The sequence below is a fragment of the Pseudomonas sp. LBUM1671 genome (genome assembly GCF_059695685.1).
The window spans coordinates 3,605,001-3,621,996 of sequence record NZ_CP166782.1 but is presented as its reverse complement, the minus strand read 5'-3'; the positions used below and the strand labels follow the sequence as shown (position 1 = coordinate 3,621,996).

The 16,996-nt window shown below is 58.4% G+C and carries 16 protein-coding genes and 2 pseudogenes (1 of these 18 running past the window's edge); 14 read left to right on the top strand and 4 right to left on the bottom strand.

Translation table 11 applies throughout. The features are described from left to right. The first annotated feature begins 474 nt into the window (after positions 1–474). The 3 genes and pseudogenes from ACA060_RS16505 to ACA060_RS16495 all read left to right on the top strand — a co-directional run bounded on the left by ACA060_RS16505 (position 475) and on the right by ACA060_RS16495 (position 3,779). Complete coding sequence (locus ACA060_RS16505; protein WP_497311819.1) at positions 475–2,484, top strand: putative bifunctional diguanylate cyclase/phosphodiesterase; 2,010 nt, start codon at positions 475–477, stop codon at positions 2,482–2,484. Then, positions 2,485–2,556, top strand: a pseudogene (locus tag ACA060_RS16500) (DUF6124 family protein); the annotation flags it as partial. A gap of 308 nt (positions 2,557–2,864) precedes the next feature. Next, positions 2,865–3,779 (top strand): alpha/beta fold hydrolase, encoded by a 915-nt coding sequence (locus tag ACA060_RS16495; protein WP_497311818.1) that lies wholly within the window; start codon positions 2,865–2,867, stop codon positions 3,777–3,779. A gap of 185 nt (positions 3,780–3,964) precedes the next feature. Here the strand turns inward: ACA060_RS16495 and ACA060_RS16490 are convergent, their stop codons facing one another. Beyond that, a complete protein-coding gene (locus ACA060_RS16490) occupies positions 3,965–4,522 on the bottom strand; it encodes an ATP-dependent Clp protease proteolytic subunit (protein ID WP_109632399.1) in 558 nt (185 codons plus the stop codon). Between the two features lie 251 nt (positions 4,523–4,773). Between ACA060_RS16490 and ACA060_RS16485 the strand changes: the two are divergent. Beyond that, positions 4,774–4,935, top strand: a pseudogene (locus tag ACA060_RS16485) (con-10 family general stress protein); the annotation flags it as partial. A gap of 400 nt (positions 4,936–5,335) precedes the next feature. Continuing rightward, complete coding sequence (dapF, locus tag ACA060_RS16480) at positions 5,336–6,151, top strand: diaminopimelate epimerase (protein WP_497311817.1); 816 nt, start codon at positions 5,336–5,338, stop codon at positions 6,149–6,151. Between the two features lie 70 nt (positions 6,152–6,221). Here the strand turns inward: dapF and ACA060_RS16475 are convergent, their stop codons facing one another. Next, positions 6,222–7,157, bottom strand: coding sequence for a LysR substrate-binding domain-containing protein (locus ACA060_RS16475; RefSeq protein ID WP_497311816.1), 936 nt, complete (start codon positions 7,155–7,157; stop codon positions 6,222–6,224). 175 nt (positions 7,158–7,332) lie between these two features. On the opposite strand from ACA060_RS16475, the gene ACA060_RS16470 reads away from it, so the two are divergent. From ACA060_RS16470 to ACA060_RS16430, 9 genes are all read left to right on the top strand, one after another. Further along, positions 7,333–8,067, top strand: coding sequence for an alpha/beta fold hydrolase (locus ACA060_RS16470; protein ID WP_497311815.1), 735 nt, complete (start codon positions 7,333–7,335; stop codon positions 8,065–8,067). Positions 8,068–8,121: 54 nt separating this feature from the next. After that, positions 8,122–8,703 (top strand): GMC family oxidoreductase N-terminal domain-containing protein, encoded by a 582-nt coding sequence (locus ACA060_RS16465; protein WP_497311814.1) that lies wholly within the window; start codon positions 8,122–8,124, stop codon positions 8,701–8,703. After that, positions 8,700–9,674 carry a GMC family oxidoreductase gene (locus tag ACA060_RS16460; protein ID WP_497311813.1) on the top strand — a complete coding sequence of 325 codons (975 nt, stop codon included), beginning with the start codon at positions 8,700–8,702 and terminating at the stop codon, positions 9,672–9,674. Before ACA060_RS16465 ends, ACA060_RS16460 begins: the two co-directional genes overlap by 4 nt. A gap of 209 nt (positions 9,675–9,883) precedes the next feature. Next, on the top strand, positions 9,884–10,813 hold the full coding sequence (locus tag ACA060_RS16455; RefSeq protein ID WP_497311812.1) for a LysR family transcriptional regulator: 930 nt from the start codon (positions 9,884–9,886) through the stop codon (positions 10,811–10,813). Between the two features lie 117 nt (positions 10,814–10,930). Continuing rightward, positions 10,931–12,568 carry a GMC family oxidoreductase gene (locus ACA060_RS16450; RefSeq protein ID WP_497311811.1) on the top strand — a complete coding sequence of 546 codons (1,638 nt, stop codon included), beginning with the start codon at positions 10,931–10,933 and terminating at the stop codon, positions 12,566–12,568. A 19-nt stretch (positions 12,569–12,587) separates the two neighbouring features. Beyond that, positions 12,588–14,045, top strand: coding sequence for an aldehyde dehydrogenase family protein (locus ACA060_RS16445; RefSeq protein ID WP_497311810.1), 1,458 nt, complete (start codon positions 12,588–12,590; stop codon positions 14,043–14,045). Positions 14,046–14,158: 113 nt separating this feature from the next. Next, a complete protein-coding gene (locus ACA060_RS16440) occupies positions 14,159–15,088 on the top strand; it encodes a catalase family peroxidase (protein ID WP_497311809.1) in 930 nt (309 codons plus the stop codon). Beyond that, positions 15,085–15,633, top strand: coding sequence for a hypothetical protein (locus ACA060_RS16435; RefSeq protein WP_497311808.1), 549 nt, complete (start codon positions 15,085–15,087; stop codon positions 15,631–15,633). The genes ACA060_RS16440 and ACA060_RS16435 overlap by 4 nt, the downstream gene beginning before the upstream one ends. Before the next feature lie 391 nt (positions 15,634–16,024). Next, positions 16,025–16,387, top strand: coding sequence for a DUF6124 family protein (locus ACA060_RS16430; protein ID WP_497311807.1), 363 nt, complete (start codon positions 16,025–16,027; stop codon positions 16,385–16,387). A gap of 346 nt (positions 16,388–16,733) precedes the next feature. On the opposite strand, the gene ACA060_RS16425 is transcribed toward ACA060_RS16430, so the two are convergent. Further along, the gene (locus tag ACA060_RS16425; RefSeq protein WP_497311806.1) at positions 16,734–16,883 is read right to left on the bottom strand and encodes an AbrB family transcriptional regulator; all 150 of its coding nucleotides are present in this window, start codon (positions 16,881–16,883) and stop codon (positions 16,734–16,736) included. Continuing rightward, positions 16,826–16,996, bottom strand: the 3' end of a protein-coding gene (locus ACA060_RS16420; protein ID WP_497311805.1) for an AbrB family transcriptional regulator. The gene runs 342 nt beyond the window's last position; the window shows 171 of its 513 coding nt (coding positions 343–513); its start codon lies beyond the right edge, outside the window; the stop codon is at positions 16,826–16,828. Before ACA060_RS16420 ends, ACA060_RS16425 begins: the two co-directional genes overlap by 58 nt.

The following is a 16,996-nucleotide window of genomic DNA, read 5'->3' as shown; positions in this document are numbered from 1 at the left end:
TGTAACGCTTATTTATGTTGTGCATGGCGCGTATATAGGTGCTCTGCGCAAAAGCCGTCGACGAGAACTGCACGGTATTAACTCGCTGCGAAAAAATACAGAATGCTTAATCAATAAAAATATTTATAAAAGTCCAGTGACTCACGATCAAAGGAAAAGATTTGCAGATGTTAAGTTTTGCAGTGCGATATTAAGCTCGCATCAGGTGCATTTCTCCGTTGCTCGCCGTTAGCTACGCCTTAGGTCCAATGGAATTTAGGGCATGCCTATGAGAGGGTGCGGAGACTGAATAATTAATTTAAATATAAATTATTCAGATTTGTGAGTGTTATCAGTTGGTTGTTGTTAAATGTGATGAACGCCGTACAAAAATGATCGAGCATTTCGACGTTAATTTAATTTTTCATCTAAACTTAAGTTTTGGTGGATATTGCCAATAAGAATGGAAGCAGCCGCGTCTACATGAGGTAGCGTATGAGCAATTTACCGCCAGCAAGTCCGCAGCATCCGGAAGTCGGTGCGCAAGTGAGTGCCACACCTTATTTCATGCGTTGGAGCAAATCAATTCCCAGCAGGTGGGCGCGCCATGGCCTGGTCGTCGTATTGCTGGCGGTCAGCGGTTTTGCGGTATGGTCTTCCGTCGCCACTGGACGCTTGGGGCAGGAGGCGATCGCCGCAAGCATGCTGTCTGACCACTACACAGCAGCGGCGAGTGCCGTGTTAGCCGCCGAGTCTTTGGAGCATAAGTATCGGTTGGACCCCAGTCCGAAAATACTTCGTAGTTTCAACGACGTTGCAGCGCAATTGAGCACGGCGCTGGAGCGTATTCACCACTCCGGATCACCTGCTGATCATTTGCTTGTCCAGGATGTTCGTACCTCACTGGTTCCTTATCTGGAAAGCATCTACAAGATGTTCGACGCCGTGGAGCTTGGAGATTCCATGTTGGCGCGCCAAATTGATGAAGAGGAGGCTGACCCGCTATTCGAAAAGATTGAAAATGTTGTCCTGCAAGCAGCCGCCGCTCACCACCGGGGGTCGATCGCGGCGCTGGAGAAGCTGCGTACACGGGAGTCTTTCAACGCCAATACCACTCCAATCGTTTTTATGGCCGGGCTGCTTCTGGCTGGCTTGTTCGCCCAAGTGCTACGGGGCACGCGTATCGAACTCGACAGTGAGCGCAAGGATGCCCTGCACGCGTCGTTGCATGACAAACTTACCGGGCTGGCCAATCGAACGCTGCTGGCAGACCGTTTCGAGCAGGCACTGCGCCTGGGCCGTCGCCAGGGAACGACCACAGGCCTTTTGCTGATTGACCTTGATCGATTCAAGGAAGTCAACGATTCACTGGGGCATCACTACGGGGACCGCCTGCTTGATCAGATGGGCAAGCGCCTGCAAAGTGAAGCACGGGAAATCGACACAGTTGCCCGGCTAGGGGGTGATGAGTTTGCGATTCTGCTCCCCGCCGTCGAAGGCCTGGATGGGGCGTTGATAGCGGCGCGGCGGCTGCATGCGGCGATTACCGCATCATTTGAAATCGATGGGGTCGAACTGGATGTCGAGGCCAGTTTTGGGGTAGTGGTTTCCGGGCTGCACGGTGACGATCCTTCGACGCTCATGCAGCGCGCCGACATCGCCATGTATGCAGCCAAGAAGCAGGGCAAGGGCATACTCGCCTATGACCCGGGAACGGATCGTCGCTCCCCAGAACGCTTGGCAATGCTCGGCGAACTAAGGCGAGGTCTGGAGCGAGGCGAATTGTTCCTGGAGTACCAGCCAAAAGTAAGCCTGAGTACAGGAGCCGTCACCGGAGTCGAAGCGCTGGTGCGCTGGCAGCATCCGGTACGAGGACTGGTGAACCCAGATGAGTTCATTCCGTTTGCCGAGCTGACCGGAATCATCGGCTCCTTGACGCGATACGTGCTGAACCTCGCGATGTCTCAGGTGCGAGCCTGGGCTGACATCGGGATATGCATACCGGTTGCCGTGAACATTTCTGCACGCAACCTGCTGGACGACAAGTTGGTGTATCAGATCGTCGATCTACTTGAACACCATCATTTGACCCCAGACATGCTCATGCTCGAAGTGACCGAGTCTGCGATCATGCTCGATTCCTATGCTGCTCGAACCATCTTGAGGCAGTTACATTCCATGGGTATTCATATCGCCATCGATGATTTCGGCGTCGGCTATACAAGTCTGGCTCAGTTAAAGGATTTGCCCATCAGCGAGCTTAAGATCGACAAATCCTTTGTACTGGCCATGCAGAGCGATCAGGCGAACGAACTCATCGTAAGAAGCGTCGTCGATCTGGGCCATAACCTTGGCATGGCGGTCATCGCCGAAGGCGTAGAAACAGCCGACGTGCTCAATGCGCTGGGAGACTACCACTGCGATATGGCTCAGGGTTTTCACGTCTGCCGACCGGTAAGCGCCGATGCGTTCATTCAATGGTATGAACAGCGAGCGCGCAAATAGGCCCACAGCTGCGAAACCCTCGCTTCAGCCAACGTCATGGCCAGCGAATTGGCATTCAGTCTAACCGGCCCGATCCGCAGGAGCAGGTGAGGCCGTTGTTTCAACGCGTCACACAGTCAAAAGCCCACTGAACCGGTAACGGTCAACGGGCTTTTTTGTGTCAGGTACCGCTCATACCAAAGCATTAATTTCAAACACCCATGTTCAGTGGTCACTGCCAGTGTTTGCTCATAGATTCTCAGTTGCCGAGAGGGCGGTGCCGTCGTCAGTCGGACTGTCTTGTGCCTCGCAGGCGCAACCTTTTAGAACAAACAGGGGTGTCGAAAATGACTGATGAGACAAGCGGAACCACCCGTAGAAAATTGATGAGAACCGGTGCCATGGCCGCAGCCCTAGCCGTGACAATACCTGCGCAGCAGGCCCAGGCAGCCGTGCCGGCGGGCAGCAAAAGCGACGGCGATACCAGTGGCACGGGGACGATCACGGTCAAGGACGGCACGCGGATTTTCTACAAGGACTGGGGCACCGGACAGCCGATCGTGTTCCATCACGGCTGGCCCCTGTCCAGTGACGACTGGGATGCACAGATGCTGTATTTCCTCAGCAAGGGCTTCCGTGTCATTGCTCACGATCGTCGCGGCCATGGTCGTTCGTCTCAGACCGCTGTCGGCAACGACATGGATACCTACGCCGCCGACGTTGCTCAACTGATGGCGCATCTCGACATCAGGAACGCCGTGCATATCGGTCACTCCACCGGTGGCGGCGAGGTGGCTCGCTACGTGGCGCGTCATGGTCGCGGTCGCGTCGCCAAAGCGGTGCTGATCGGTGCGGTGCCGCCGATCATGATGCGCACCGCAAAAAATCCGGGCGGCCTGCCTCTGGAAGTCTTCGATGGTTTACGCAAAGCCCTGGCCGACAATCGCGCCCAGTTTTATCGAGATTTTCCGACAGGTCCGTTCTATGGCTTCAATCGCCCGGGCGCGAAAGTCTCACAACCCATCATCGAAAAATGGTGGTGCCAAGGCATGAGCGGTGGGGTCAAGGCGCAGTACGATTGCATTCGAGCCTTCTCGGAAACCGACTTTACCGATGACCTGAAGAACATCGACCTGCCGACACTGGTGCTACACGGCGAAGACGACCAGATCGTACCGATCGCCGATTCGGCATACCTTTCAATCAAGCTGCTCAAACGGGGCACACTGAAAACCTACCCGGGCTTGCCCCATGGCATGTGCACTACCCATGCCGAGGTGATCAATCCGGATCTACTGGCGTTCATCAAAGGCTGATGATCGCGACGCAGGTGGCCAATCGAAATAAGTGGTAAATCGGGGACGTTGGATCAGGTAGATCCGCTGGAGTAGTTGGGGCGTTGTTCAAACGCGTCTCGTTGTAAAAAGCCCACTGGGCCGGTGACGGTCAGTGGGCTTTTTTGCGTGCGGAATTCGAATTGTGGCGCTAAGACGAAGATTGATCATCCGCCACTGACCTTCCAGTGTTTCACGTCATCCGCAAACACCATCTGCTTCATCTCATGAGCAATGCCGTAGGCCAGCGACTCGTGTGCAGCGATGACTTTTTCCTCCGCTGACAAACAATGAAAAATATCGAGTTTGGTCGCTGCATCAGCGGTTTCAAGCATGAAGATTTGCACGTAGCGCGCGAGGTCATTGTCGAGACTGGACAGGTATTCCCGCAGCCGTTGATGGTCGACGGATTTTTGGCTGAAGTACCAGTTCATCGGGTGAATCAGAAAGCGTGCATGAGGTGATGTGATGCGCCGGCCTGCCGCCAGAAACATGATGATGCCCATCGATTCGATATTGCCGGCGTTGATTGCGCAAAGCGGTACCGGCAATGACTTCAGGAACGTGTAGAGCGTGAAGCCAAAATTGGTACTACCGCCACAAGTGGACAGGTTCAGGAGAAGTGAGGTGGCACCCTGATCGATGGCTTCAAGGCAGGTATCCCTGAAGCGTTCTGCCGTTGCCTGGTCGATCTGGCAATGAAAATGCACGATGTGTTCAGTCATCGATTGACCTCCCGAGTGTGATGCCTGGAGGGCGTGTACGCGTATTAAGTCTAGTAAACATCGAACATCTGATATGAAAAGCCAGCCATCGATGAATGACACGCCGCCAGTCGACCGCGCGGCTTTTCGATGGAACCAAATCCCCGAATCCACTCGTCGCCAGCCCCCCGTTTTCGTTCAAACTTTCTGTTTTGTGCGTCCTCCGAATTAGACGAGCCCATGCTCGTGCTAACGATGTAGAGGTGAACAAAATGGCCAATACAGGAAATAAAAATCCAGGCAATTTTTCTGATGACCGGGACAAGGCTTCTGAAGCCGGCAAGAAAGGCGGAGGAGCCTCCGGCGGAAATTTCGCCAATGATCCACAACGGGCGTCTGAAGCAGGCCAGAAAGGTGGTCAGGCTTCTGGCGGGCAACCATCGCGCGAGCGCGACCGCATGTCCGGAGGCGGGCAAGGTACAAATCGCGGAGGGGAATTTGCCGACGATAAGGAAAACATGTCCAAACCCGGCCAAAAAGGTGGCCAGGCTTCAGGCGGACAACAGCCCAAAAAGGCTGATCAATCGTCCAGTGGCGGGCAAGGAAGCGGACGCGGCGGCAATTTCGCCGATGACCGCGACAAGTCGTCTGGAACGGGGCGCAATGATGATGGGATGAGCGGAGGTGGAGGGCGTAAGTCCTGATGTTGTTTGACCCTATCAAGCCCCGGATTTTCGGGGCTTGATTTCGATGGCAATGCTCGTCTTATCTTGCATAAGTCATGCTGATGGGGCTAGATCGCCTTCACCCATGTCTCCTCGCCAGGATCAATTTATGCCACTGAGATTTCACAAGATGCACGCCAATGGCGATGACTTCGTTGTGGTGGACTCTCGAAACTCCGCCAATCCAGTGACAGGCTCCATGGCTCGGCGAATGGGTGATCGCAACCGCGGCGTTGGATTCAATCAACTCGCAGTGGTGCTCGATTGCGATGATGCCGATGCGCGCTTGATGTTTTGGAACGCAGATGGCTCCACGCTGGACGTGTGTGGCAGCGCAACGCGGGGAGCCGCGGATATGCTGATGCGCGAATCGAATGCTATGTCGATAGCACTCCGAACCAACCGGGGGCTGCTCACTTGCGAACGAACCTCCACCGGCGCCATTTCGGTCAACATGGGGAAGCCGCTTTTTGGCTGGTCGAATGTTCCGCTGGCTCAGAAAATGGATACCGCTGTATTACCCATTGATGGCGGTCCAACTGCGTGCAGTATGGGAAATCCGCACTGCACTTATTTTGTCGATGATCTTGCGGCGATTGATATCGCGACAATCGGACCCACCATTGAAACCAACCCTCTGTTTCCCCTCAGGACGAACGTGCATTTCGTCCAGATCATTGACCGAAAGCATATCCGGTTGCGCATTTGGGAACGCTGCGGCGGTATACCGCTTGGTTCAGGTTCCTGCTCGTGCGGCGCCGTTGTTAACGGAATTCGTCGTGGTTTGTTAGATGATTCGGTTGAGGTTGAATGTGACGGTGGCACCGTAACCGTTCAATGGGATGGCGTGGGATCGGTGTTTCTCAGTGGGCCGGTAGAGACAACTTTTTCGGGGACACTCGCGGGTAGCTGGTCAAATCGGTAAGGGTTAGGGCTTTTTGGTGTGCGGCATCCGGATCCGTTGGGTTCACGGGCGACTTCCCTGAAACTAAACATCAAGTCAGTGGAACCCCGCGCATCCCCCGCGCCGGATCATCCAGCAACCTGAACTGCTCCACCATAAAATCAATCAACATCCGCATCGACGGCAGCATCCCGTGCCGGCTCGCAAACACCGCATAAATCATCTCGGTCCGCGGTGACCAATCAGGCAACACCACCACCAGTTGCCCGCGCTCAATAAAGTCATGCACCAGCGACATCGGCATCTGCGCAATGCCAACGCTGTCTATCGCCGCGCAACGCAGCATCGGCAGACCCTTGGTAATCAGTTGCGGACGGTGCTGGATCGTGAATTCCGCGCCATCTTGATGGAACAGCGTCCAACTGTAATCACGTTGCGGACTGCCGTGATGGACGCTGGGGAAACGTGCCAGGTCTTCCGGCTCCCGGGGTTCACCGAGGCGTTTCAACAGCGCGGGACTGGCCACCAGGCATTGTGGCCGTTGGGACATGACGCGGTTGACCAGGTCCGAATCCTGGAGGGGAGGCGGGCGTACTCGCAGTGCCAGGTCAACGCCCTCGGCGACCACATCGACCTGGCGGTCGCTGGCTTCCAGATGCACTTCGACACGCGGGTGCATGGCCATGAATCGGGTGATGATGCTGCCGACGCATTCTTCCAGTAACACCGTCGGGCAGGTGACGCGCAGCAAGCCGCCGGGTTCTGAGCGGGTCAGGGCGACGGCGGCTTCAGCGGCTTCTGCCCCTTTGAGCATGGCGCGGCAATGGGCGTAATACGTCTGCCCTAATTCCGTCACCGTGAAATGGCGCGTGTTGCGGATGATCAAGCGCACGCCCAGGCGTTCTTCGAGCAGGGCAATGCGGCGGCTGAGATTGGATTTGGGGATGCCCAGCGCCCGTGCAGTCGGCGCGAAGCCGCCGTGGTCCACCACCATCACGAAGTACTGAAGGTCATTGAGGTCGAGCACCGGGTGGCGTCCATTCGGCCAAAAGAGGCCAACTATACAAGAACGATCGTCCAATGGATGGGAAAGACAAACCCGTTTTTCGGGACTGGTTCACAAGACCGCGAAGCGCCTAGATTGCCGCCGTTCGGTTGGTTCATTAAAGGAGCTTCAGATGTTACGCAGGACAGTTTTCGCGATGTCTTTGGGTTTGGCCATATTGGGTTCGGTGGGTTATGCCAACGCTGCCAACGATCCGTCCGTGGTGCTGGTGCACGGTGCGTTTGCCGACGGTTCTGACTGGGCGAAGGTGATCAGGTTGCTGCAGGACAAGGGCGTGAAAGTACGGGCCGTGCAGAACGGTTTGAATTCGCTGGCCGATGATGTGGCCACGACCCGCCGTGCCATTGAAACGGCACCGGGCAAGGTCGTGCTGGTCGGGCATTCGTGGGGCGGCAGTGTGATCACCGAGGCCGGTGCGAGCGACAAGGTCGCGGCGCTGGTCTATGTGGCCGCCTTCGTCCCTGACGTTGGGCAGACCACGGCAGAGGTCGGCAAGGACTATCCGCCATCGCCGGGCATGGGCCAATTCTTGGCCGACAAGGCGGGGTATCTGTCGCTCACCCAGCAGGGTATCGAGCAGGATTTCGCTCCGGACGTGCCCGCTGCCCAGGGGCGGGTGATGGCCGCTACGCAAGGCGCCATTAACTCTCGAGCGTTCGACGAGCGTATCAGCGTGGCGGCCTGGAAGCAGAAACCTTCGTGGTACATCGTCAGTGAGCGCGATCGCATGATTGCACCTGACTTGCAGCGCGCACTCGCCCGGAAAATCAACGCCACTACGACGGCGCTGCCGACCAGCCATGTGCCGCATCAGTCCCGACCTGCAGACGTGGCCAGGGTCATTACCGAAGCGCTCAACAGCACGCGCTGAACATGACCTGCGATATCAATTCAAGTCGCCACATCAATCAATAGGGATATGAAAATGACTGTGCACAGCAAGGTATTCGACTTTGTCATTCTGGGCGGCGGCTCTGCCGGTGCCGTATTGGCGGCGCGTTTGTCGGAAGCCCCGCAACTGAATGTGCTGTTGGTTGAAGCGGGTCGAGCCTTTGACCCCGATGAATACCCGGCAGAGATCTACAGCAGCAACATCATCGCCGCCAACGCGGATGAGCGTTATGAGTGGGGCTATTTCGCAACGCCGGTCGAGCAACCGCAAGCGGTCTACACCCCGCGGGGAAAAGTGCTGGGCGGAAGCTCTGCCATCAATGGTGCCGTTGCCTGCCGTGCGTTGCCCTTTGACTTTGCGCGCTTCACCGCCAAAGGCCTGAAAGGCTGGAGCTTTGAAGAGGTGCTGCCGTACTACAAAAAAATGGAGCGCACGGCCCACGGTGAAGATAAATGGCATGGCCGCAACGGGCCGCTGCCGATTCACCAGATGTCGCTGGATTACATCACCCCTGTGCAGCGCGCAATGGTCGAGGCAGATGGGCGTGCGGAGCAAAAAAGGTCGACGACTTCAACGACCCCGAGGCCAATAACGGTGCAGGCCCTAACCCGATGAACGTGATCAACGGCGTTCGCGTCAACACCGGGATGGCCTACCTCACGCGTGAAGTGCGCGCTCGCCAGAACCTGTCGATCCTCGATCAAAGCCTGGTAGACAAGGTGTTGTTTGAAGACGGCAAGGTTCAGTCGGTGTTGTTGGCGGGCGGTGAAAAAGTCCACGGCAACGAAGTGATTCTGAGTGCAGGTGCCTATGGCTCTGCTGCGATTCTTTTACGCTCGGGTATCGGCCCCAGGGCAGACCTTGAAGCGTTGGATATTCCCTTGGTAAAAGACGCGCCGGTCGGTGTTCGACTGCTCGATCATGCGTTTTTCTGGATGAACTTCACTGGGGTAGAAGCGCTGAAAGGGCAAGAGCATCCGGTGGTGGGGGCACAGTTGTGGACCCACTCGTCCTACGCCAGCTCGGATAAGGAACTGGATATCGGGATTTCTCCTTCGCATCTGCTCGATCCCGCCATCAGTCCAACCGGTGTCGCTTTTTCGCTGGGCCTGGAATTGATGCATTGCACGTCCCACGGTCGTCTGCGTTTGAACAGTCGCGATCCGAAAGAGGCACCGGTCATCGAACTTAATCACCTGACCAGTGAAGAGGATATGAACCGGATGATCGAGTGCTTCCGCCTGGCCCGGAAACTGGCCACCACCGAACCGCTCAAGAGCCTGATCGTGGAAGAGCTTTATCCAGGCCCAGCGACTGACGACAGCGACGGTCACATTCGTGCGGCGCTGGCAAAAGGCGTGGGAACCTTGCAGCATCCGTGTTCTACGGCGCCGATGGGCTTGCCGGATGACCCGGGTGCCGTGGTGGACGAGGAGGGGCGCGTGTACGGCATGCAAGGATTGCGCGTTATTGATGCCTCTATTTTCCCCGAGATCCCGCTGATCAACTTGAACCCGACCGTCATCATGACGGCGGAAAAGTTGGCCGATGCCATCAAACAATCCCGTCAGTCATTTAAGCCATAACGCAATCCGTAGCAGCTGGCGCAGCCTGCGTCCGGCTGCGAAGCAGTCGTGAAATCAGACGGCACGGTGTATCAGAAAAACCGCGTGCTCAGGATTGACGACTGCTGCGCAGCCGAACGCAGGCTGCGCCAGCTGCTACAAAGTTTGCGTTACGGCTTAACTGGCTAGTATTTGGGCATGCCCCCGATTTTTCTCTGGATGACTAAAACTTGAACAAGCTGTCCGAGATGCATTCTTTCGTCATGGTGGTGGACACCGGCAGTATTTCCGAAGCCGCTCGGCGTTTGGGTATCGCAAAATCAATGGTCAGCCTGCGCATCCAGCAACTGGAAAAACGCCTGGGCAGCATCCTGCTGGAGCGCGGGCGTCAGGCCCGGCTGACGGAGTCGGGCGATGTGTTTTACCGTTACTGTGTGCGGATTCTGGCCGACGTCGAGGACGCCGAAGACGCGGTGCAGGTGTTTCAATCGAGCTTGCGCGGCGTGCTGCGGCTTGCTGCGCCGATGGCCTTCAGCATCCGCTATCTCACGCCGATCCTGTCGTCCTTCGCCGTGCGTTACCCGGAGTTGCGGCTGGATATCGAGTTTGATGACCGTCACGTCAACCTGCACGAAGAGCGCTATGACGCGGCCATCCGCATCGGCGAGTTGCCGGACTCCTCGCTGGTCGCCAAGACCATCACGCCCAACCGCCACATCATCTGCGCGAGCCCGGACTACCTGGCCGCTCACGGCACGCCGCAAACCCCGCAAGAGTTGTCCCAGCATTTTGCCATGCTCTATGTGAACCGCGAACCCCACGGCATGTGGACGCTGCCGGTGAACAACACCCTGGAATCGTTCCGCGTGCGCTGTCGGATGCGCACCAATAATGGCCATCAACTCATGGAAGGCGCCAAGGCCGGCATGGGCCTGGCAATTCTGCCGACCTTCCTGGCGGCGCAGGCGATTGTGGCCGGTGAACTCAAAGAAGTGTTGGCGCCTTATGCCCCGCGTGGCGGCAATATCTCGGCGGTGTACCGACGTTCCCAGCGAGCGTCGCCCAAGCTGCATGCGCTGACCAGCTTCCTCATCGAACAAATCGGCAGCCCACCGGTGTGGGAGCAAATGCTCGCGGATCACGCGTCGCCACCGAGTTGATTTCGTTCGAGAAAAACGGAACGTCGAATCGTTTTTCAGTGGCTTATGAGCCGGCGCGCCCTCCCATATGCTTTTTCCCAACAGACGCAATCTGGCGTCTGACAGGGAAGAAGACGGATGAAGAGTACCCTTAACAATCCTGCTCGCCGTGCGGTTTTGGCCGGAGGAGTTGTGGCCGCTGCGACGTTGGCGGCGGGCAGTGGTTTGGCACAGGCGTTGGAGTCCAGCGGTATCGCCGGCAAGCGCGCCACCCACCGCGCGCCGGTTGATGTGATCGTTGTCGGTGGTGGTTCGGCCGGCGCGGTGCTGGCCCGTCGTTTGAGCGAGAACACCACGCGTCAGGTGTTATTGCTCGAAGCAGGCCACAGCTACGGCCCGCACAATTACCCCGAGATCGTTGCCAGCAGCGACATCGTCGGCGCTAACGCCAATCCTGAATTCGAGTGGGGTTACAAGAGCCGGCCGGGCTACATCGATCACCCCATCGGCGCCTTGCGCGGCAAGGTGTTGGGAGGGAGCTCGGCGATCAACGGCGCGGTGGCCATCCGTGCCCGCGCCACCGACTTCAAGCGCTGGGATTTGCCGGGCTGGAGCTATGAAGAGCTGCTGCCGTCGTTCAAAAAACTGGAAACCCACAGCGGTGGTGCGAGCGCGTTGCACGGCCATGAAGGACCGCTGCCGGTGCATCAACTCGGCAAGGCCGACGTCACGCCGATGCAGCGCGCGTTCATCTACGCGACCTTCGCCAATGGCTACCGCGTAATCGAGGACTTCGACGGCGCTGATGCCCATGGCGTAGGCCCGTACCCGATGAACATCGTCAACGGCGTGCGGGTCAACACCGGTATGGCGTATCTCACCGAAGAGGTGCGCGCCCGTGACAACTTGCACATTCAAACCGACAGCCTGGTGGACAAAGTGCTGTTCGACGGCAAGCGTGCGATCGGCGTGCAACTGGCCAACGGTGAAAAATTGTTGGCCGCTGAGGTGATCCTTTCCGCCGGCAGCTACGGCAGCGCCGCGATCCTCTTGCGTTCCGGCGTTGGGCCTGGCGAAGACTTGCGTGCCTTGCAGATTCCGCCAGTCGCCGAGCTGCCGGTCGGGCAAAACCTGGTGGATCACCCGTTCTATTACAACGCCTACGCCGCCAAGCCAGACGCCATCGGCAGCCAGTCGCCCGCCATCGGCGCCAAGCTCTGGACCCACAGCCGTTCCGCCGAGACTGGCGAGCTGGACCTGCACATCACCGCCACCCACTTGTTTCCTCATGATCAAAGCCCGACTGGCGTCGGCTTCGTGCTCGCAGTTGCCCTGACGCGGCCACTCTCTCGGGGCAAGGTGACGCTGGCCAGTCGTGATCCGTTCGTGGCACCGACCATCGACCTGAATTTTCTCGCCGAGCCCAAGGACCGCCAGCGCCTGCTGGATGGCATCCGCCTGGCCCGCAAAATCGGCGGCACGGGGCCGCTGAATGCGTTGATCCATTCCGAGCTCAACCCCGGTCAAGGCAACGACTCGGACGAGGCGCTGCTGGCCAGCGTCAAAGCCAGTCTCGACACCTATCACCACCCGACCTCGACGGCGCCGATGGGAAAACCGGGGGATGCGCGGGCGGTGGTCGACCTGCAAGCGCGGGTCATCGGTGTGCAGGGTTTGCGCGTGGTGGACGCGTCGATCTTCCCCGACGTGCCCTCGGTCGCCACCAACATCACCGTGATTGCCACTGCCGAGCACATTGCCCGTCTCTACGCTTGATTCTCAGGAACCTGCCTCTATGAACAGCACCCCGGTATTGAACTGGATCGACGGCCAATGGCTGGACTCCGGCGTTTACAAAGACTCCATCGACCCTGCGACCTATGAGCTGATCGGTCGGTACGCCGAAGGCGGCTTGAACGAAGCGCAAGAAGGCATCGAGGCGGCGCAACGGGCGTTTGCCGAAGCCCCTTGGAAAGACGACCGTCAGTTGCGCGCACAGGTGTTGCTGGAATTGGCGGATGCCTTCGAACGCAACGCCGATGAGCTGATCGCAACCTTGGCTTTGGAAAACGGCAAGATCAGGCCCGAAGCCGGGTTTGAGGTCGGCATGGTGCCCTCCAAGTTGCGTTATTACGCCGCGCTGGCCCGTGCCGAATACGGGCGAGCGGCCGAGCCAAAACCCGGCAAGATCTCTTTGGTGATCCGTCAGGCCGTCGGCGTGGCGGGTATCATCGTGCCGTGGAACTCGCCGGTGGTGCTGATGATTCGTTCGCTGGCACCAGCACTGGCGGCCGGTTGCACCACGGTCATCAAAATGCCCGGGCAAACCGCCCAGACCAACTGCCTGGTGGCGCGGATCATGAGCGAGGCACCCTCGCTGCCGCGTGGCGTGATCAATCTGTTCAGCGAGCAGGGCGCGGCCGGCTCGATCCATCTGGTGGAGTCACCGCGGGTTCCGGTGATCAGTTTCACCGGCAGCACCAGCACCGGTCGGGCGATTTCAGCCGCGGGTGCCCAGCACCTCAAGCGCTTTGGCCTGGAGCTGGGTGGAAAGACGCCCATGCTGGTGTTTAACGACGCCGACCTTGATGCCGCCGTGCCCACTTTGGTGAAAGCCCTGACGGTGTTCGCTGGTCAGTTCTGCATGACGGGTTCGCGGCTGCTGGTGCAACGGGATATCGCCACGGCGTTGACCGAGCGTTTGGCCGCAAAACTGCAAGCGGTGCGTGTTGGGCCGGCGGCGGATGCGGCCAGCGAGATGGGGCCATTGATCGACAAGCCCAATGTGCAACGGGTCAATCAAATCGTGAAGGAGGCGATCACCGCCGGCGCCCAAGTCATCGTTCGCGGTGGTCCGGTGACCGAGGGGCCGTTGGCCAAGGGTGCGTTCTATCGCCCGACCTTGCTGCGGGTCAGCGACCCGGAGATGGCCATCGTCCAGCACGAGACCTTCGGCCCGGTGCTGACGCTGCAGGTGTTCGACAGCGAAGCCGAGGGCATTGAGTTGGCCAACAACAGCGAGTTCGGCCTGGCGGCCAGCGTCTGGACCCGCGACGTCGACCGCGCGCTGCGGGTGGCTCGCGAACTGGAGGCGGGGACGGTGTGGGTCAACGACTGGGCCGTGGTCTATGACGAGTTTGAGGAGGGCGGTTTCAAGCAGTCGGGGCAGGGGCGTCTGAACGGCGTGGCGGCCATGGATGATTTTGTCGAGTACAAACACATCGCCCTCAATCCCGGCCTGCGCCAGGGTTGAATCCAGTGCGGCCCCCCCGATTATTGATCGGCGCGCTGCTGGCAGGGACGCTCATCGCGTCCTCTGCCTTTGCCGCCCATGAGAATGATGTGTCACCCACGAGAAGTGCCCTCATGTCCAAGGACAGACTTTACGACGCGTTACTTGATGCGCTGACCGCGACGTTCGGCCATCACCCGAGATTCCGTGCGACCCATGCCAAGGGTGTATTGCTCAGCGGAACCTTTATTGCGTCGCCGCCCGCGCCTGTACTGAGTCGGGCGTCCCATTTGCAGGGGCAACCGGTGCCGGTGTTACTGAGGTTCTCCAACTTTAGCGGCGTGCCCGCTACCGAGGACGGTGACCCGACGGCCAGTCCTCATGGCTTGGCCGTTCGGTTTACTCTGCCGGATGGCGGGCTCACGGATATCGTGACCCATTCGTTCGACGGCTTTCCGGTGGCCACCCCCGAAGACTTCCTGAGTTTTCTGCAAGGCATTGCCGCCAATGTCGCCACACCACCGGACCCGCTTCCGCTGCAAGCCTTCCTGGCCAGCCACCCAAGAGCCGAGCATTTTCTGCAGACGCCCAAGCCCGCGCCGAGCAGTTACGCGACCGCCGAGTACTTCGGCATCAACGCGCTGGTGTTCACTAACCGACAGGGCGAAGCGCATGTCGGTCGCTACCGGATTGAACCGTTGCGGACAGAACCTGCCTTGAGCGAGCAGCAAGCCGCCGCGATGCCGGCGGATTATTTGCAGGACGAAATCAGCGCACGATCGGGTCGGGGCGTTGTGAAGATGCGCCTGGTGGTGCAATTGGCGGCGCCCGGCGATGCCATCGAAGACGGCTCGATTCCTTGGTCGCGAAGCCACGATGAAGTTGAACTGGGGATTCTGACCCTTGGTGCGCTAGTCCCCGCCGAGGAACAACAGTCCGCCCAGCAGCGCCTCGACTTCAACCCCGGACGCTTGCTCGACGGCATTGCACCGAGCCACGACCCGATGATTCTGGCGCGCGAACGCATCTACCAGCGGGCCCTGCTCAGGCGGCAGCAGCCATGAGCATTGACGCCGAGATTGGCGTCAGCGTGATTGTGCATGAGGTCAATCCGCAGCATCAGGCGTTGTATGAGCAATGGATGAACAAGGCCATCGACGCCCATCGGCAGTTTCCGGGTTACCTGGCGACAGATGTGGTCAAGCCAGTTGGCTCGCACCTGCGGTACGCGATCATTTTGCGCTTTGTCAGCAAGGGGCATGTTGTGGCTTGGCTGGAATCCCAGGTGCGGCAGGCGTTGTTGCGCGAGTCTTTGCCTTGGTTGCGGCAGGACTACCATCGCACTGACGATGATTCGAAATTCTGGTTTGAGCCGGTGCAGGGGCGGGTGGCTGTTGCGCGATGGAAGCAATGGGTGCTGTCGTGGATGATCGTTTTGCCGTTGACGGTGTTTTTGCCTTGGGGGTTGGCGGTGGTGCTGGAGCTGTCTGATCTACGGCTGCCTGTCTGGGTATTCAAGGTCACGGTTGCCGGGTTGGTGTCGTTCAATATGGTGTATTGGCTGATGCCGTTGACGACGCGGTTGATGTCGCGGTGGTTGTTGAAGTGACGATCGGATGTGGCTCGCTCGCAGCTTGTTTAAACAGAAAAACCAGACACGTTTAAATGAAGCTTGCTGTTACCGCATCGAGGCTACAACGCCTTGCGCCACCCCCTACACGTAAGACAGAATCCGCCGGCTTGTGCGTCTGGGGCACGGGTTTTATCGTTTCCGGGTCACTGAAAAACAGTGATCGGGTTTGGTAGCCCGGTATTCCAGGCGCATATCGCCACCGTTTGTAGAGGTCGTTTGAATCTCTGTTGTTTATGGTGGCCATGCGCAGGGCTCCTTCGGGGGCGCCGGGTTCCTGGACCGGTCTACCAACCTGTGTATGGCCGCCACCCTGCGTTTGGTAGCAAAGGGTGATGGCTCCTCATTAGTTATTCCAGGAGTTTCATCTATGTTCAAACCTACGCCAAACCCACCGGAAACCGATCCGGCATCCCCCTACGAATCCCTCGATTCGAAAAAACTCCACGACGCCGCCGAACGCGCCCTCGACCACTACCTCAACCCGGGTGCCCACATCATGGCGAGCACTAATGAACCCGAACCCATGTTCCTCGCCAACCCCAAGTACGACACCGAATCCCTGCTGGCCAACGCCAGCGAATCACTGGGCTCGGCCACCACCATGCTCAGCAACTTCGCGGCATTGCTCGACAACTCACACCGCAAGACGCTGCTGGGGATCACGCAAGTGGTGATGCTAGGGGAATTGGCCGTGAACCAGGCGCTGGATAACGTCGAGCCAAAAGAGTAACTCCACCTATCTGTGGCGAGGGGGCAAGCCCCCTCGCCACAATGAGCTGATCGGTAGCTGCCGATTAAACGATCTGATCCGTATTTTCCGTCGCCATCTGCCCCTGTAATGCACCCCGCCTGCAGCTCACAATGACAGCACGGTCCGCAGCCGCGCAGTCACTGCACCGTAAACTCATAATGTAGGAGGCCCTATGGGCAAGATGGCAATTTTCCTCGGTGGATTTCTGGTGTTAACCATTTTGATTGGCGCCTTGGCCACGATCTCTCCCGCTTAGTCCCTTCCTCCCGTCAGCACAAAGCAAACGCCTCCACAGTGGGAGGCGTTGCCGGTTTGTGTTCAGCAATCACTCTGCCCGCCAGCGCCGCGCCTGCACGATCAGCGCCGGTGCAAAGTGCAGCACGATCATCCGCACCAGGTGATACGTCAGGATGAACACTACGTTGACCCCGCCACTGAACGCGACGATGGCGATGGTTTCGATGGCGCCCGGCATGTACGCCAGCGCCCGGGAATGCAGAAACTGACCAGCAAGGTGATCGACAACAGTCGAACCAGGTGCACGACGATCAATTTGCCGGACGCGCGTTCGGACTCGATCAAGTCGAA

Excerpts from the sequence above, each read along its gene's own strand:
- ACA060_RS16495 (WP_497311818.1), top strand. The coding sequence starts at position 2,865 with ATGGCCGCAGCCCTAGCCGTGACAATACCTGCGCAGCAGGCCCAGGCA.
- ACA060_RS16450 (WP_497311811.1), top strand. The coding sequence starts at position 10,931 with ATGAAGAGTACCCTTAACAATCCTGCTCGCCGTGCGGTTTTGGCCGGA.
- ACA060_RS16490 (WP_109632399.1), bottom strand. The coding sequence starts at position 4,522 with ATGACTGAACACATCGTGCATTTTCATTGCCAGATCGACCAGGCAACG.
- ACA060_RS16445 (WP_497311810.1), top strand. The coding sequence starts at position 12,588 with ATGAACAGCACCCCGGTATTGAACTGGATCGACGGCCAATGGCTGGAC.
- ACA060_RS16435 (WP_497311808.1), top strand. The coding sequence starts at position 15,085 with ATGAGCATTGACGCCGAGATTGGCGTCAGCGTGATTGTGCATGAGGTC.
- ACA060_RS16505 (WP_497311819.1), top strand. The coding sequence starts at position 475 with ATGAGCAATTTACCGCCAGCAAGTCCGCAGCATCCGGAAGTCGGTGCG.
- ACA060_RS16470 (WP_497311815.1), top strand. The coding sequence starts at position 7,333 with ATGTCTTTGGGTTTGGCCATATTGGGTTCGGTGGGTTATGCCAACGCT.
- ACA060_RS16430 (WP_497311807.1), top strand. The coding sequence starts at position 16,025 with ATGTTCAAACCTACGCCAAACCCACCGGAAACCGATCCGGCATCCCCC.
- ACA060_RS16465 (WP_497311814.1), top strand. The coding sequence starts at position 8,122 with ATGACTGTGCACAGCAAGGTATTCGACTTTGTCATTCTGGGCGGCGGC.
- ACA060_RS16460 (WP_497311813.1), top strand. The coding sequence starts at position 8,700 with ATGAACGTGATCAACGGCGTTCGCGTCAACACCGGGATGGCCTACCTC.
- dapF (WP_497311817.1), top strand. The coding sequence starts at position 5,336 with ATGCCACTGAGATTTCACAAGATGCACGCCAATGGCGATGACTTCGTT.
- ACA060_RS16440 (WP_497311809.1), top strand. The coding sequence starts at position 14,159 with ATGTCCAAGGACAGACTTTACGACGCGTTACTTGATGCGCTGACCGCG.
- ACA060_RS16425 (WP_497311806.1), bottom strand. The coding sequence starts at position 16,883 with ATGCCGGGCGCCATCGAAACCATCGCCATCGTCGCGTTCAGTGGCGGG.